Genomic DNA, 15,392 nt, shown 5'->3' with positions numbered 1-15,392 from the left:
ATCACGGCGCCACGCTCGGGTGCGTGGTGTCGTCCAGGCCGAGACGCTCGATCGCCATCCGATGGTCGGACTGGTACTTCAGCAACACACCCAGGGTCGAACGGACGACGCTTCCGGTCAGTGTGCGAGTGCCCAGGGCGACCAGCGTTCTGGCCCAGTCGACGGTCTCGGCGATCGAGGGCGCCTTGCGCAGGGAAAGCTGACGCAGCGCGCTCACCGTCGTCACCACCGGTTCGGCCAGGTCCGCGTCGAGTTCGGGGACCTTCAGCCGGACGATCGCCTTCTCCAGTTCCGCCGTCGGATAGTCGATGTGCAGGAACAGGCAGCGGCGCTTGAGGGCTTCGGACAGGTCGCGGTGGGCATTGGAGGTGAGGATGACGAAGGGCTTGCGGACCGCGGTGACGGTGCCCAGTTCCGGGATGCTCACCTGGAAGTCACCGAGGACCTCCAGCAGCAGGCCCTCCAGTTCGACATCAGCCTTGTCGAGTTCGTCGATGAGCAGGACCGTGGGGTCGGGGTTGCGGATGGCGGCCAGCAGCGGGCGGGCGAGCAGGAACTCCTCGGTGAAGACGTGGTCGCGGGTGCTGTCCCAGCCCTCGCCGTCGGTGGCGGTGATGCGCAGCAGCTGCTTGGCGTGGTTCCACTCGTAGAGGGCGCGCGCCTCGTCGATGCCCTCGTAGCACTGCAGGCGGACCAGCTCGGCCGACACCGCGGTGGCGATGGCCTTGGCCAGCTCGGTCTTGCCCACCCCGGCGGGCCCCTCGATCAGCAGGGGCTTGCCGAGCCGGTCGGCGAGGAAGACCGCGGTCGCGATGTCGAGGGACGGCAGATACCCGGCCGCGGTCAGCCGGTCGGTCACCTGGTCCACCGAGGCAAAGAACTTACTCATCGGTAACCAGTGTAGTGGCTGGGTCAGTAGGCGTGCGGGGCGGCGGTGATCCGGCCGGAGTCGATGGCGGCCAGCAGCGAATCGCGGTCGGCGGCGGTCTGGTCGGCGTAGGCCAGGGCGAATTCGCTCATGGCCTTGTCGAACTTGTCGTTGCCGCCGAGGTAGGCGTGGATGGCCAGGCGGTCGCCGGAGCGGGCGTGCGCGCGGGCCAGCACGGCCCCGCACAGGCCCGCGTAGTTCGCCAGTTCGTGCGGGGCGAGATTGCCGATATCGGCCGAGCCTTTCATGTCCTTGAGCTGGCGCCAGTAGAACCAGCGCCCCGCCGGGCCGGTCGCCCAGCCCAGGAAGATATCGCTGGCGGCCTGCATGAGCCGCTGGCCCGCGACCACGCGATGACCCTGGTGCTGGAACCGGCTCGCGGGCAGGTGGGCGGCCAGCACCGAGGTCTCGGCCTCCTTGACCTGCAGGAACAGTGGCGTGCCCGATTCCTTGTCCATGAACAGCACGATGAAACAGCGGGTGCCGACACTGCCGACGCCGACCACCTTCATCGCCATGTCGACCAGCACGTGCCGGTCCAGCAGGATGCGGCGCTCGTCGGGCAGGCTGCGGCGATAGTCGCCGAGCACGGCCTTGATGTCCTTCTCGTCGAGCGACTCGATCGGCACCAGCAGCGGGGGCTGGTTCTTGATGCGGGGGATACCGTTCGCGTCGGGCTCGGTGAGTTTGTCCAGGGCTTGCAGGCTGGTGCGCCTGCGGGCGGAGTTCACCGTCTTCTCCGCGACCCGGCGGCGCTTCTCCTTCGGGATGGCGGCGGTCACGGTGTCGGCGTCGACGCGTTCGTACCAGATGCTCAGCGAGTCCAGCCCGGCCATGGTCGCCATCGCCTCGCGATAGCCCCGGCCCGCGGCTTCGGCGGCCGAGGCGGCGCGGTCGTCGGCGAAGCCGTTGTCGCGGGCGGCGACGGCGACGCTGGCGGCCAGGCGTTTGACATCCCATTCGAAGGGACCGGGCAGGGTCTCGTCGAAGTCGTTGAGGTCGAAGACGAGATGGCGTTCCGGGGAGGCGTAGAGGCCGAAATTGGACAGGTGCGCGTCCCCGCAGAGCTGCACGGTCAGCCCGGTGTTCGGACCCTGCGCGAGGTCGGCGACCAGCACGGCGGGCGCCCCACGCAGAAAGGTGAACGGCGAGATGGCCATCCGCGCGTACCGGATCGGCACCAGCTCGGGCACCCGCGACCGCGCCTGCCGCTCGAGAATCGTCACCGGATCCTCCCGCCCCGGCCCGGCCCCCCACGCCCCCAGCCCCGACCGCGACACCACCTTCCGCGCCGCCCGCCCCACTTCGACAGCATCCCGATCGAAATCCGCCACGGTCGTCATCGAGCAATTCTGTCGCTACCGCCCGCCCGGAGCAAGGACCCGCTACGGAAGTCCGCGCCGGGTCGTCCCGCCCGCCACAGCAACCCGTGAAAGCCGAAGGGCCCGTTCGCACGTGGCGAACGGGCCCTTCGAGGGGGAAACCTTACGCGGTCTCGGTGATCGGGCGGTCGACCCAGCTCATCAGGCCGCGCAGCTTGGCGCCGGTGACCTCGATGGGGTGCTCGGCGTTGGCCTTGCGCAGGCCCTCGAGCTCCTTGTTGCCACCCTCGACGTTGGCGACGAGGCGCTTGACGAAGGTGCCGTCCTGGATGTCCTTGAGGATCGCCTTCATGCGCTCCTTGGTGTCGGCGTCGATGACGCGCGGACCGGACAGGTAGCCACCGAACTCCGCGGTGTCGGACACCGAGTAGTTCATGCGGGCGATGCCACCCTCGTACATGAGGTCGACGATCAGCTTGAGCTCGTGCAGCACCTCGAAGTAGGCCATCTCGGGGGCGTAGCCCGCCTCGACCATGACCTCGAAACCGGTCTTGACCAGTTCCTCGGTACCACCACAGAGGACGGCCTGCTCACCGAACAGGTCGGTCTCGGTCTCTTCCTTGAAGGTGGTCTTGATGACGCCCGCGCGGGTGCCGCCGATGCCCTTGGCGTAGGACAGCGCCAGCGCCTGGCCCTCGCCGGTCGGGTCCTGGTCCACCGCGATCAGGGCGGGGACGCCCTTGCCGTCGGCGAACTGACGGCGCACCAGGTGGCCGGGGCCCTTGGGGGCGACCATGGCGACGGTGACGTTGGCCGGAGCCTTGATCAGACCGAAGTGGATGTTGAGGCCGTGGCCGAAGAACAGCGCGTCGCCGTCCTTCAGGTTGGGCTCGATGTCGTTGGTGAAGATCGACGCCTGGGCGGTGTCGGGGGCCAGCACCATGATCACGTCGGCCCACTCCGAGACCTCGGCGGGGGTGCCGACGGTCAGACCGGCCTCTTCGGCCTTCGGGCGCGACTTGGAGCCCTCGGCCAGGCCGACGCGCACGTCGACACCGGAGTCGCGCAGGCTCAGCGAGTGCGCGTGACCCTGGCTGCCGTAGCCGATCACGGCGACCTTGCGGCCCTGGATGATCGACAGGTCAGCGTCGTCGTCGTAGAACATCTCGACTGCCACAGTGGAGTCCCTTCTGGATAATTTCGGTTGATGAAAAGTTAGCGGGTGGCCGTGATGGACTTCGGACCGCGTCCGACGGCCACGACACCGGACTGCACGATCTCGCGGATACCGTACGGCTCCACCATGCGCAGCAGGGCATCCAGCTTCGAGCGGGTGCCCGTGGCCTCGATGGTCAGCGCGTCGGGTGAGACGTCGATCACCTTGGCGCGGAACAGCTGCACGGCCTCGATCACCTGCGTGCGGACCGAGGCGTCGGCGCGCACCTTCACCAGGATCAGTTCGCGGGCCACCGAGGCGTCGGCGTCCTGCTCCACGATCTTGATGACGTTGATCAGCTTGTTGAGCTGCTTGGTGACCTGCTCGAGCGGCAGATCGTCGACCGTCACGACGATGGTCATGCGCGAGATCTCCGGGATCTCGGTGCCACCGACGGCGAGGGACTCGATATTGAAGCCGCGGCGCGAGAACAGGCTCGCGACTCGCGCCAGCACGCCCGGCTTGTCCTCGACGAGAACGCTCAGCGTGTGCGTCGTGCTCATTCCTGCGTGCCCTTCTCGAATGCCGCCTGCTCGCGCTCCATCGCCTCGTGGATGACGGCAGGTTCGGAGACCTGCTCGTCCTCGTCGAACAGCGGGCGGATGCCGCGGGCGAACATGATCTCGTCGTTGCTGGTGCCCGCGGCGACCATCGGCCACACCTGGGCGTCCTTGCCGACGATGAAGTCGATCACGACCGGGCGGTCGGTGATGGACTGCGCCTGGCGGATCGCGGCCTCGACCTCGTCTTCCTTCTCCACCCGGATGCCGACGCAACCCAGCGCCTCGGCCAGCTTGACGAAGTCGGGGATGCGCAGGGTGTGCGTGCCCAGATCGGTGTTGGAGTAGCGCTCCTCGTAGAACAGGGTCTGCCACTGGCGGACCATGCCGAGGTTGCCGTTGTTGATCAGCGCGACCTTGATCGGCACGCCCTCCACGGCGCAGGTGGCCAGCTCCTGGTTGGTCATCTGGAAGCAGCCGTCACCGTCGACCGCCCAGACCTCCTTCTCCGGAGCGCCCATCTTGGCGCCCATGGCCGCCGGAACGGCGTAGCCCATGGTGCCGAGACCACCGGAGTTCAGCCAGGTGCGCGGGTTCTCGTACTTGATGAACTGCGCGGCCCACATCTGGTGCTGGCCGACACCGGCGCAGTACACGGCCTCGGGACCGGCCAGGCGGCCCAGCGCCTCGATGACGAACTCCGGCGAGAGCGAGCCGTCGCTGGGCTGGCTCCAGCCCAGCGGGTAGTTGTCGCGGATCTCGCTGAGGTAGGCCCACCACTCGGTGAGCTTCAGCAGCGGGGCGTCACCGGACTGCGGGTCGGCCTTCAGGGTCTCGATCAGCTCGACGATGACCTCGCGCGCGTCGCCCACGATCGGGACGTCGGCGTGGCGGTTCTTGCCGATCTCGGCCGGGTCGATATCGGCGTGGATGACCTTGGCGTCGGGCGCGAAGGAGTCCAGCTGACCGGTGACGCGGTCGTCGAAGCGGGCACCGAGGGTGATCAGCAGATCCGAGCGCTGCAGGGCCGCGACGGCGCCGACGGTGCCGTGCATGCCGGGCATGCCCATGTTCAGGGTGTGGCTGTCGGGGAACGCGCCGCGCGCCATCAGGGTGGTGACCACCGGGATGCCGGTCAGCTCGGCCAACTCCAGCAGCTCGGCCGAGGCGTCGGACTTGATCACACCGCCGCCGACGTAGAGCACCGGCGCCTTGGACTCCAGGATCATCCGGGCGGCCTCGCGCACCTGCTTGCCGTGCGGCTTGGTGACCGGGCGGTAGCCGGGCAGCCGCATCTCCGGCGGCCAGGAGAACGTGGTCTGGGCCTGCAGGGCGTCCTTGGTGATGTCGACCAGGACGGCGCCCGGGCGGCCCGAGGCGGCGAGGTAGAACGCCTCGGCCAGGATGCGCGGGATGTCGATCGGGTCCTTGACCAGGAAGTTGTGCTTGGTGATCGGCATGGTGATGCCGGAGATGTCGGCTTCCTGGAAGGCATCGGTGCCGACCAGGCTCGACGGCACCTGACCGGTGATCGCCACGATCGGGACCGAGTCCATCTGGGCATCCGCCAGGGGGGTCACCAGGTTGGTGGCGCCGGGGCCGGAGGTGGCCATACACACACCGACCTTGCCGGAGGCCTGCGCGTAGCCGGTCGCCGCGTGTCCGGCGCCCTGCTCGTGGCGCACCAGCACGTGGCGGACCTTCTTGGAGTCGAACAGCGGGTCGTAGACGGGGAGGACCGCACCGCCGGGAATACCGAATACGGTGTCGACGTCGAGCTCTTCGAGGGACCGGACCACCGACTGCGCGCCGGTGACGCGCTCGGGCGCGACCTGGCGGCGGGCGGGGTTGGTCGCCGGGCTACCAGCGGCAGGCTGGGTCGCCGAAGGCGCTGACCTGCGGGCCGATGGCCCGGGTCGTGCGGTTGGTGCACTCACCGTCTTCGTTCCTAACTTTGTCGTTCTGACTCCGGACTGGCGCGGAATTCGCCCGAACACAAAAAAGCCCCCGACCAGCGCAGGGCTGTTCGAGGGTGGCGCGTCGCAACGCGAGCTGACGTATTCGACTCAGGTAGTCAGGCTCAACGCTGGACGCGCCGGCCGATTACGAGCAACTCGTTTCGTTTCACACGCACGACGTTAGGCGCGCGTGGAGCGAAGAGTCAAACAGGCTACCTTTCGTTCCCATTCTGTGGGACGCGAGTGGTTGCGTGGGTCCGAATACCGAGATGCGAGGATGGAGGGGTGTCATCACCGCATCAGTCCGTGCCACCGGCTAAATCGTCCCACACCGCCGACGGGGGAACCGATACGGGTCGGCCCTCGCGACCCGGTGGCCTGCGCGCGGCCGGTCCCGGCCGCCTCGCCGCCATCGGCGCGGTGGTACTGGCGTACCTGATCTTCGTCGTCGTCGGGACGGTGCAGGACTGGTCGTTGGGGCTGCGGATCGGGCTGATCGTGCCCGTCGCGGTGATCGTGTGGCTGCTGATCCCGCGCCGCGAGAGCGTCCCGACGCCGGGCGTGCACGTCATCGGGGTGCCGCGCCTGGCCTATATCGGCGTGCTGGTGCTGGCGTTCTGCGTGTTCTTCCCGTTCGTCGGCTGGCCGGTGGGGCTGTGGTGGCTGCTGCTGTTCCCGCTGATCGCGATCTGGTGGGTGGTACGCACGCACACCACGGTCTCGGACGCCGGGCTGGAGCTGAGCACCATGGTGGGCAAGAAGCACCTGGACTGGAGTCAGGTGCGCGGCGTCAGCATCCCCAAGCGCGGGTATGTGCGGGCGCGGCTGGCCGACGACTCCGAGGTGAAACTGCCCGCCGTCGGCTACGACCGGCTGCGTGAGCTGATCGAGGCGTCCGGGGGCAGGCTGCCCGATGTGTTCGCCGCCGCCGAGACCGCTGAGGCCGAGCGCGTCGCGGCCGAGCGGGCCGCGGCGAAGGCCGAGGCCGACGACGCGGCGGCAGCGACGGACACAAAGCCGAAGACCGAGGAGCCCGGCTCCGGGAAGTGACAGTCAGCTCGGTCACTGCGGGAATCCGGGCGGCGCGCACGGCAGTTGAACCGGTAAGCTGACGGCACCGGGCACCCCGCGCCGACGGCATCACCGCGGCGACACACTCCGGAGCGACACTCCCGCCTCGAGCCCGGTTCCGGCACCCGTCCACTCCCGCACCGGCGCGACGCGACCAGCGCGCCCCGGAGTAACGTGCAGGGTTGCCGGACGCACCGCGCACTCGCATCGCGGGCACGCAGGTCAGCCCCCTGCGCGCACGCTCGGACGCACCCAGCGACACACGAGGACTCCCCCATGCCACCGCTTCGCTCACGCACCACCACCATCGGCCGCAATGCCGCGGGCGCCCGCTCGCTCTGGCGCGCCACGGGTATGACCGACTCCGATTTCGGGAAGCCGATCGTCGCGATCGCGAACTCCTACACCCAGTTCGTGCCCGGTCACGTGCACCTGAAGAACGTGGGCGACATCGTCGCCGAGGCCGTGCGCGCCGCGGGCGGCGTCCCGCGTGAGTTCCACACCATCGCCGTCGACGACGGCATCGCCATGGGCCACGGCGGCATGCTCTACTCGCTGCCCTCGCGCGAGATCATCGCCGACTCGGTCGAATACATGGCCAACGCGCACACCGCCGACGCGCTGGTGTGTATCTCCAACTGCGACAAGATCACTCCGGGCATGCTCAACGCCGCCATGCGGCTGAACATCCCGGCCGTGTTCGTCTCCGGTGGGCCGATGGAAGCGGGCAAGGCCGTGGTCGCCGACGGCGTCGCGCACGCCCCGCTGGACCTGGTGCACGCCATCTCGGCCAGCGCGAATCAGGCCGTGTCCGAGGAGGGTCTGGACGCGGTCGAGCGGTCGGCCTGCCCCACCTGCGGCTCGTGTTCGGGCATGTTCACCGCGAATTCGATGAACTGCCTCACCGAGGCGCTGGGTCTGGCGCTGCCGGGCAACGGCTCCACCCTGGCCACCCACGAGGCGCGCCGCGCGCTGTTCCAGCGGGCCGGTCGCGTCATCGTCGACATCGCCAACCGCTGGTACCGCGAGGACGACGCCTCGGTGCTGCCCCGCAATGTGGCCAATGCCAAGGCCTTCCGCAACGCGATGGCCCTCGACGTGGCCATGGGCGGGTCGACCAACACCGTGCTGCACACCCTCGCCGCCGCGCAGGAGGGCGAGGTCGACTTCGATCTGAGCACGATCGACGAGATCTCGCGCCGGGTGCCGTGCCTGTCGAAGGTCTCGCCGAACTCCGACTACCACATGGAAGACGTGCACCGCGCGGGCGGCATCCCGGCCATCCTCGGTGAACTGCGTCGCGGTGGGCTGCTCGAGACCGACGTCACCACCGTGCACACCCCGAGCTTCGAGGACTACCTCGACACCTGGGACATCCGCTCCGGCAAGGCTTCCGAGGAGGCGCTGGAACTGTTCCACGCCGCGCCCGGCGGCGTGCGCACCACCGAGCCGTTCTCCACCGCCAACCGCTGGTCCTCGCTGGACACCGACGCCGCGGGCGGCTGCATCCGCGACGTCGAGCACGCCTACACCGTCGAGGGTGGCCTGTGCGTGCTGCGCGGCAATATCGCTCCCGACGGCGCGATCCTCAAGACCGCGGGCATCGACGAGGACCTGTTCACCTTCGAGGGCCCGGCCGTGGTGGTCGAGTCGCAGGAGGAGGCGGTCTCGATGATCCTGGGCAAGAAGATCCAGGCCGGGGACGTGATCGTGGTCCGCTACGAGGGCCCCTCGGGTGGTCCGGGCATGCAGGAGATGCTGCACCCCACCGCGTTCCTCAAGGGCGCGGGCCTGGGCAAGGTGTGCGCGCTGATCACCGACGGCCGCTTCTCCGGTGGCACCTCGGGTCTGTCGATCGGGCACATCTCCCCCGAGGCGGCCCAGGGTGGCGTGATCGGCCTGATCGAGAACGGTGACCGCATCCGCGTCGACGTGCAGACCCGCGCGCTCGAGGTGCTGGTCTCCGACGAGGTGCTCGCCGAGCGCCGCGCCAAGATGGAGGCCTCCGAGCGCCCGTGGCAGCCGGTCGACCGAGTGCGCCCGGTGACCACCGCGCTGCGCGCCTACGCCGCCCTGGCCACCTCGGCCGACAAGGGCGCGGTCCGCAAGGTGCTCTGACCGCCGCTCCGCGAATTCTGGCCAGACCCAGGTGCGCCGCCGGTCGCTGATGCGGTCGGCGGCGTCCTTGTGGGCCTTGTCGCCCGCACTGTTCATCCACGACGACATCACCGAGGCCGCGGCGTCCCGGAACGCAAACGGCGTCCCCGGGATCTCGGGGACGCCGTTCGGTGCCGGTGCGGGTCAGCCCTTGCTGTCGAAGGGCCCGATGCCTTGCAGCGGGTTACCGCCGTGCAGGAACCAGAAGGTGAGGATCGCGGCGGCGACGGCGAGCAGGACGACGACGCCGGAGCCGTAGGCCGGGCGGGTGGCCCAGCCGCGGGTGCGGTCCAGCGACCAGCGGCCGGGACCGGTGAGAATGATGGCCAGCGCGGACCCGGCCAGGATCGAGTCGAGCTCGACGCCGGTGGGGGTGCCCGCGTTGTACTGGAAACCGGGGACCATGCCCTGCTTCCACATCCAGGCGTTGAGGATCGTGGCCAGCACCGCGCCCGCGGCCAGCGGGGTGGCCAGGCCGATCACCAGCAGGATGCCGCCGCCGAGTTCGCCCGCGATCACCAGAGCCGTCGACAGCGAGGGGTAATCCCAGCCGCCGCCTTCCATCATCTGCTTGGTGCCGTCGAGACCGGGGCCGTGGAACCAACCGGTCAGCTTCTGCAGGCCGTGATAGATGAAGGTGTAGCCGACCACCAGCCGCAGCACGAACAGGCCGAGATCCAAGGTGCCGCGGCGGGGTTCACGATTGCGGCGCTGCAGCCGGACCGCGCCCGCCGAGGCCGCCGTGGCGGGCGGGATCGAGGCGTAGCCGTAGTCGCCCGCTTCGCCGCCGGGCTGCCCGGCACCCGCGGTGGGGACGTCCTCGCCCGGGTCGAGGTCGAGGTCCTCGTCGGTGTGCGGGAGGTCCTTGTGCACGTCGGGCTTGCGCATCTGGGTGGTCGGGGAGTCGTAGGGGCTGGTCACCGGGCGACCCGCCGACGACGCAGCCTGTCCGGCCTGCGCCGACCCTTCAGCATCGGGTGTGTCGTTCGACTTGTCGGTCACCTTCTCACCTTAGGACGTGGAATCACGGTGTGCCGGTCTTCCCGCGATCAGGCGTGTCAGCCGCATCGGGCTGCCGGTAACGTCTGACGCATGAGTTCGGGAATCGCGGGCCGCGTGGCAGTCGGATTGGCAATCGGCACCGTTCTGGTCGCCGGGTGTGCCCGCTTCGACGAATCGGCCTCCAGCCCGTTCACCACCGAGGCCTCGGCGGGCGGGTCCGGGGTCGAGCCCAAGAAGCCGGACGACTCGCCCTCGCAGGTGCCACGCCCGACCGGGCCGTGTATCGACCCCGACCCCAATGTGATCGCCACCTGCCTGGATTCGGCGTCCGGACTGATCGCCATGGGCGACGGCGCGCTGGTGGCCGAGCGGCGCACCGGCCGCATCCTGCGGGTCACGCCGGTCGACGCCAGCACGCCGCAGCCGCCGCCGGAGGAGGTGGCCAGCGTGGCCGTCGACGGCTCGGGGGACGGCGGGATCTCCGACCTGGTGCTCTCCCCCACCTATCACGAAGACGGCCTGATGTACGCCTACATCACCACCGGCAGCGACAACCGGGTGGTCCGCATCTCCGAGGGCGGCGGCACCAAGGAGATCCTCACCGGAATCCCCAAGGGCGCCACCGGCAATCGCGGTGCGCTCGAATGGGCCAGCCCCACCCAGCTGCTGGTGCTCACCGGTGACGCGGGCAATCCCGGCGCGGCCGCCGATCCGGGTTCACTGGGCGGCAAGCTGCTGCGGCTGGAATCCCCGTCCTCGGGGACCAATACCCCGCAGGTGGTGGCCTCCGGGATCGGCACCGCCGGTGATCTGTGCCGCGACGGCAAGAACGGCATGTGGATCACCGACCGCACCGCCGCCGAGGACCGGCTCCAGCATCTCGATGCCGAGGGCGCGCTCAGCGTCGCCTGGACCTGGCCGGACCGGCCCGGCGTCGGCGGCTGCACCGCGACCGGTGACGGTGTCGCGGTGGCGCTGAGCGAGGGCAAGGCGCTGGCGGCGGTCGCCGCCGATCCGGCCACCTTCGCCGTCACCACGGCACCGGCGATGATCGCCCAGGACAAGTACGGCAAGCTGCTCGGCGCCACCGCCAGCTCCGACGGCAGCGTCTGGGTGACCACGATCAACAAGACCGACGGCGAGCCGGGCGAATTCGACGACCGCGTGGTCCGCATCCCGCCGCCGCAGGGTGGCGGCAGCGGCCCGGACTAGGCCGCGCGACAACGCGAGAGCCCCGTTCCTCCGAGACGAGGAACGGGGCTCACGCGCTATCTCAGCTACAGGCGGCGATGACCAGGTCGCGCACGCGCGCCGCGTCGGCCTGGCCGCGGGTGGCCTTCATGACATCACCGACGATCTTGCCCGCGGCCTGGACCTTGCCGGAGCGGATCTTCTCGGCGATATCGGGGTTGGCCGCCAGGGCCTTCTCCACCTCGGCCTGCAGGGCCGAGTCGTCGCTGACCATGCCCAGGCCCTTGGCCTCGACGATGGCGGCGGGCTCGCCCGCACCGGCCAGCACGAAGTCGACGACCTGCTTGGCGACCTTGTTGTTCACCGTCTTGGCCTCGACCAGCCCGATCACCGCGGCCACCTGCGCGGGCGTGATCGGCAGCTCGGCCAGGGCGACCTCGCGCTCCTTGGCCTTCTCGGTCAGGTAGGCGACCCACCAGGAACGGGCCTCGTTGGCCGGGGCGCCCGCCTCGACGGTGGCGATGATCAGATCCAGCGCGCCCGCGTTGACCAGGTCGCGCATGACCTCGTCGGACAGGCCCCACTCGGCCTGGATGCGCGCACGCACCAGCCACGGGTACTCGGGAATGGTGGTGCGCAGTTCCTCCACCCAGGCGGCGTCCGGGGCGACAGGCTCGAGGTCCGGCTCCGGGAAGTAGCGGTAGTCCTCGGCGGTCTCCTTGCGGCGGCCCGCGGAGGTGGAGCCGTCGGCCTCGTTGAAGTGCCGGGTCTCCTGGACGATCTCGCCGCCCGCGGTGAGCACGGCGGCCTGGCGGCGCATCTCGTAGCGCACCGCGACCTCGACGCTCTTGAGCGAGTTCACGTTCTTGGTCTCGGTGCGGGTACCGAACACCTTGGCGCCCACCGGCATCAGCGACACGTTGGCGTCGCAGCGCAGCGAGCCCTGCTCCATCTTCACGTCCGAGACGTTCAGCGAGCGCAGCACCTCACGCAGCGCGGTGACATAGGCGCGGGCCACCTCCGGCGCGCGCTCCCCCGCCCCGGTGATCGGCTTGGTGACGATCTCGATCAGCGGCACCCCGGCGCGGTTGAAGTCCAGCAGCGAGTGGCTGGCGCCGTGGATACGCCCGGTCGCGCCGCCCACGTGCAGCGACTTGCCGGTGTCCTCCTCCATGTGCGCGCGCTCGATCTCCACCCGGAAGGTAGAGCCGTCGTCGAGCACCACGTCGAGGTAGCCCTCGGTGGCGATCGGCTCGTCGTACTGGCTGATCTGGTAGTTCTTCGGCTGGTCCGGGTAGAAGTAGTTCTTGCGCGCGAACCGGCCCCACGGGGTGATCGAACAGTTCAGCGCGAGGCCGATCCGGATGGCCGACTCGACCGCGTCGGCGTTGACCACCGGCAGCGAACCGGGCAGGCCGAGGCACACCGGGCACACCTGGGTGTTGGGTTCGGCGCCGAACTCGGTGGGGCAACCGCAGAACATCTTGGTCGCCGTGGACAACTCGACGTGGACCTCCATGCCGAGCACCGGCTCGTAGCGGGAGAGGACATCGGCGTAATCCATCAACTCGACCGTGGGTGCGCTCATGGGAAAGATTCTAGGTAAGCCCTAGCGCGGCGGGACGTGCTGGGTGAGCCAGTCGGTGACATAGGTGAGCACGGCCGGGTCGATGGTGGTCTCGATGGTGGAGTACTCGCTGGGTTTGCCGGTGTCGGTGGGCTGCATGAGGTGGTTCACGTTGGGGAAGGTGTGCACCGTCGCGTCCGGGGCACCGGCGAGCTTGTCGCGCATCGGGCCCTCGTTCTGGGTGGCCAGGACCTGCTGGTCCTTGTCGCCGAAGAACGCCAGCACGGGCACCCGCAGCGCCTCGAGGGCCCCGGTCGGATCGTAGGTGACGAAAGAGGTCATGTACGGGGTGTTGAAGCCGTCGACGGCTTCCTGCGGTGCGCGTTCACCTTCGGGCAGGGCGTCGTTGTGCTGCTGGGCGAAGGCCGCCGCGCCCGCGGTGTCGCCCGCGCGCAGCAGCGACGTCCAGCGGGTGAGGTAGTCGACCTGGGCGTCGATGTCCTCTTGTGCGGCGCCCGCGCCCGCCATGATCACCTTGTTCTGCTCGATCAGCACGTCGGCGCCGACCACCGAGGGACCGGCCATCAGGATGGCGAAGGCGATGTCAGCACCGGACCGCTGGGCGACCAGGGGAGCGAGGTAGCCGCCCTCGCTGTGCCCGAGCAGGCCGACCTTCGCCGGATCGATCTCCGGTCGCGCGCGCAGGAACTCGACGCCCGCCACCGCGTCGCCGGTAAGATCGCCGTAGGTGGCCTGGTCCAGGTCGCCGCCGGTCCCACCGACGCCGCGGTCGTCGGTGCGCAGCACGGCGTAGCCCGCGCGGGTGAGGGTGTCGGCCAGCAGCAGGAACGGGCGGTGGCCCATCAGGTTCTCGTCGCGGTCCTGCGGGCCGGAGCCGGTGATCAGCAGCACCGCCGGGAACGGGCCGTCGCCGCTGGGCTCGGTGAGGGTGCCCGCGATGGTGAGATCGCCGCTGGGATAGCTGACGTCCTCGCTGCGGTACGGGAACGGCGGCTGCGGGTCCTGCGGCCGCTTCGGACCCTCGATCTCGCCGCGCTCGAGGGTGAGCGGCAGGGTCTGGCCGGACTGCACCCAGTCGCCGGTGATCCGGTCGCCGTCGAGTGTGCCGCGGAAGCCCGGATCGCCCGGGACATCCGGAATGGTGAACTCGACCCGATCGGGCTCGGTGCGAACATCTTTCAGGGCCGCGTCGCGCACGCCCTGGATCGGGATGTCGATGGTGGCCGAGCCGTCCTCGGCGAAGGTCACGCCGATCGGGATCGGCTGGTCGGGCACCTCGATGTCCCCGTGCCAGCTGCCCTGCACCGAGCTGGGCGGGGCGTCGTCACCGGACCCGGAGCACCCGGCCACCAGCGCGACGACAAGGGACAGAACCGACACGATGACTCGACCGGAGCGCATACGGCCAGGCTAGCCGAAGAACGCCTGCGCCTCCCGCATCCGTTCGGCGGGAACCCGTTTGAGCTGCTTGGTGGCCTCGGCCAGCGGGACCAGCCCGATCGTGGTGCCGTGCAGGGCGACCATCATGCCGAAATGCCCGGCGTGCACCGCCTCGGCGGCGTGCACGCCGAACCGGGTGGCCAGGATGCGGTCGTAGGGCGTGGGGCTGCCGCCGCGCTGCACGTGGCCGAGCACCGTGGTGCGGACCTCCTTGCCGATGCGCCGTTCGATCTCGGCGCCGAGCTGCTGGGCGACCCCGGTGAACCGCTCGTGCCCGAACTCGTCGATCCCGCCCTCGCGCAGCGTGAATCCGGAATCCGGCGCCGGATGCGCGCCCTCGGCGACCACGCAGATGAAGTGCTTGTCGCCGCGCTGGAATCGCGCCTTGATCATCGCGCACACCTGCGCCACGTCGAAGGGTTCCTCGGGCACCAGGGTGAGATGCGCGCCCGCGGCGATGCCGGAGTTCAGCGCGATCCAGCCCGCGTGCCTGCCCATCACCTCCACCAGCATCACGCGCTGGTGGGATTCGGCGGTGGTGTGCAGGCGGTCGATGGCCTCGGTGGCGATCGACAGGGCGGTGTCGTGACCGAAGGTCACATCGGTGCAGTCGATGTCGTTGTCGATGGTCTTGGGCACGCCGACCACGGGGACGCCCTCGTCGGACAGCCAGCTCGCCGCGGTGAGCGTGCCCTCGCCGCCGATCGGGATGAGCGCGTCGATGCCGTTGTCGTCGAGGGTCTGCTCGATCCGGCCAAGGCCCTCGCGCAGCACCTCCGGATTGGTGCGGGCGGTGCCGAGCATGGTGCCGCCCTTGGCGAGCAGGCGATCGGTGCGGTCGTCGTTGTGGATGCGGATCTTGCGATCCTCGAGTAGGCCGCGCCAGCCGTCCTCGAAGCCGACGATCGCGTCGCCGTAGCGGCCGTTCGCGGTGCGGACGACCGCCCGGATCACCGCGTTCAGCCCTGGACAGTCCCCGCCTCCGGTCAAGACTCCGATGCGCATGGCGTTCATCTTGC

General features: G+C 69.7%; 12 protein-coding genes. 3 read left to right on the top strand and 9 right to left on the bottom strand.

Going from position 1 to position 15,392, the window contains the following annotated elements; genetic code table 11:
- Position 1: 1 nt before the first annotated feature.
- The 5 genes from WA675_RS01900 to WA675_RS01880 form a co-directional block, all read right to left on the bottom strand.
- Positions 2 to 889: an AAA family ATPase gene (locus WA675_RS01900; protein ID WP_336081334.1), complete on the bottom strand. Its 888-nt coding sequence runs from the start codon at positions 887 to 889 to the stop codon at positions 2 to 4.
- A gap of 23 nt (positions 890 to 912) precedes the next feature.
- Positions 913 to 2,154, bottom strand: coding sequence for a DUF2252 domain-containing protein (locus WA675_RS01895; RefSeq protein WP_336081333.1), 1,242 nt, complete (start codon positions 2,152 to 2,154; stop codon positions 913 to 915).
- A gap of 259 nt (positions 2,155 to 2,413) precedes the next feature.
- Positions 2,414 to 3,415, bottom strand: coding sequence for a ketol-acid reductoisomerase (ilvC, locus tag WA675_RS01890; protein WP_189025019.1), 1,002 nt, complete (start codon positions 3,413 to 3,415; stop codon positions 2,414 to 2,416).
- 50 nt (positions 3,416 to 3,465) lie between these two features.
- Positions 3,466 to 3,969 (bottom strand): acetolactate synthase small subunit, encoded by a 504-nt coding sequence (gene ilvN, locus WA675_RS01885; protein ID WP_019048314.1) that lies wholly within the window; start codon positions 3,967 to 3,969, stop codon positions 3,466 to 3,468.
- Positions 3,966 to 5,903, bottom strand: coding sequence for an acetolactate synthase large subunit (locus WA675_RS01880; RefSeq protein WP_336081328.1), 1,938 nt, complete (start codon positions 5,901 to 5,903; stop codon positions 3,966 to 3,968). Before WA675_RS01880 ends, ilvN begins: the two co-directional genes overlap by 4 nt.
- 306 nt (positions 5,904 to 6,209) lie before the next feature.
- Here WA675_RS01880 and WA675_RS01875 point away from each other — a divergent pair, with 306 nt between their 5' ends.
- On the top strand, positions 6,210 to 6,974 hold the full coding sequence (locus WA675_RS01875; RefSeq protein ID WP_336081326.1) for a PH domain-containing protein: 765 nt from the start codon (positions 6,210 to 6,212) through the stop codon (positions 6,972 to 6,974).
- Positions 6,975 to 7,271: 297 nt separating this feature from the next.
- A complete protein-coding gene (ilvD, locus tag WA675_RS01870; RefSeq protein ID WP_336081324.1) occupies positions 7,272 to 9,113 on the top strand; it encodes a dihydroxy-acid dehydratase in 1,842 nt (613 codons plus the stop codon).
- Between the two features lie 183 nt (positions 9,114 to 9,296).
- On the opposite strand, the gene WA675_RS01865 is transcribed toward ilvD, so the two are convergent.
- On the bottom strand, positions 9,297 to 10,154 hold the full coding sequence (locus WA675_RS01865) for a DoxX family protein (protein ID WP_336081323.1): 858 nt from the start codon (positions 10,152 to 10,154) through the stop codon (positions 9,297 to 9,299).
- Between the two features lie 90 nt (positions 10,155 to 10,244).
- On the opposite strand from WA675_RS01865, the gene WA675_RS01860 reads away from it, so the two are divergent.
- Complete coding sequence (locus WA675_RS01860; RefSeq protein ID WP_336081321.1) at positions 10,245 to 11,366, top strand: PQQ-dependent sugar dehydrogenase; 1,122 nt, start codon at positions 10,245 to 10,247, stop codon at positions 11,364 to 11,366.
- 61 nt (positions 11,367 to 11,427) lie between these two features.
- Here the strand turns inward: WA675_RS01860 and gatB are convergent, their stop codons facing one another.
- From gatB to WA675_RS01845, 3 genes are read right to left on the bottom strand one after another with little or no spacing between them, the layout of a single operon-like run.
- Positions 11,428 to 12,933: an Asp-tRNA(Asn)/Glu-tRNA(Gln) amidotransferase subunit GatB gene (gene gatB / locus WA675_RS01855; RefSeq protein ID WP_336081319.1), complete on the bottom strand. Its 1,506-nt coding sequence runs from the start codon at positions 12,931 to 12,933 to the stop codon at positions 11,428 to 11,430.
- 21 nt (positions 12,934 to 12,954) lie between these two features.
- Positions 12,955 to 14,334: an alpha/beta hydrolase family protein gene (locus tag WA675_RS01850; RefSeq protein ID WP_336081317.1), complete on the bottom strand. Its 1,380-nt coding sequence runs from the start codon at positions 14,332 to 14,334 to the stop codon at positions 12,955 to 12,957.
- A 9-nt stretch (positions 14,335 to 14,343) separates the two neighbouring features.
- A complete protein-coding gene (locus tag WA675_RS01845; RefSeq protein ID WP_336081315.1) occupies positions 14,344 to 15,378 on the bottom strand; it encodes an ATP-dependent 6-phosphofructokinase in 1,035 nt (344 codons plus the stop codon).
- Positions 15,379 to 15,392: the final 14 nt, after the last annotated feature.

Source organism: Nocardia sp. SSK8, from assembly GCF_037034205.1.
GTDB lineage: Bacteria > Actinomycetota > Actinomycetes > Mycobacteriales > Mycobacteriaceae > Nocardia.
This window is presented reverse-complemented; position numbering and strand designations above follow the sequence as displayed.

What these genes read in the sequence shown, in the direction of transcription:
- WA675_RS01900 (WP_336081334.1), bottom strand. Translation starts at nt 889, where the DNA reads ATGAGTAAGTTCTTTGCCTCGGTGGACCAGGTGACCGACCGGCTGACC.
- ilvC (WP_189025019.1), bottom strand. Translation starts at nt 3,415, where the DNA reads ATGTTCTACGACGACGACGCTGACCTGTCGATCATCCAGGGCCGCAAG.
- ilvN (WP_019048314.1), bottom strand. Translation starts at nt 3,969, where the DNA reads ATGAGCACGACGCACACGCTGAGCGTTCTCGTCGAGGACAAGCCGGGC.
- ilvD (WP_336081324.1), top strand. Translation starts at nt 7,272, where the DNA reads ATGCCACCGCTTCGCTCACGCACCACCACCATCGGCCGCAATGCCGCG.
- WA675_RS01860 (WP_336081321.1), top strand. Translation starts at nt 10,245, where the DNA reads ATGAGTTCGGGAATCGCGGGCCGCGTGGCAGTCGGATTGGCAATCGGC.
- gatB (WP_336081319.1), bottom strand. Translation starts at nt 12,933, where the DNA reads ATGAGCGCACCCACGGTCGAGTTGATGGATTACGCCGATGTCCTCTCC.
- WA675_RS01850 (WP_336081317.1), bottom strand. Translation starts at nt 14,334, where the DNA reads ATGCGCTCCGGTCGAGTCATCGTGTCGGTTCTGTCCCTTGTCGTCGCG.
- WA675_RS01845 (WP_336081315.1), bottom strand. Translation starts at nt 15,378, where the DNA reads ATGCGCATCGGAGTCTTGACCGGAGGCGGGGACTGTCCAGGGCTGAAC.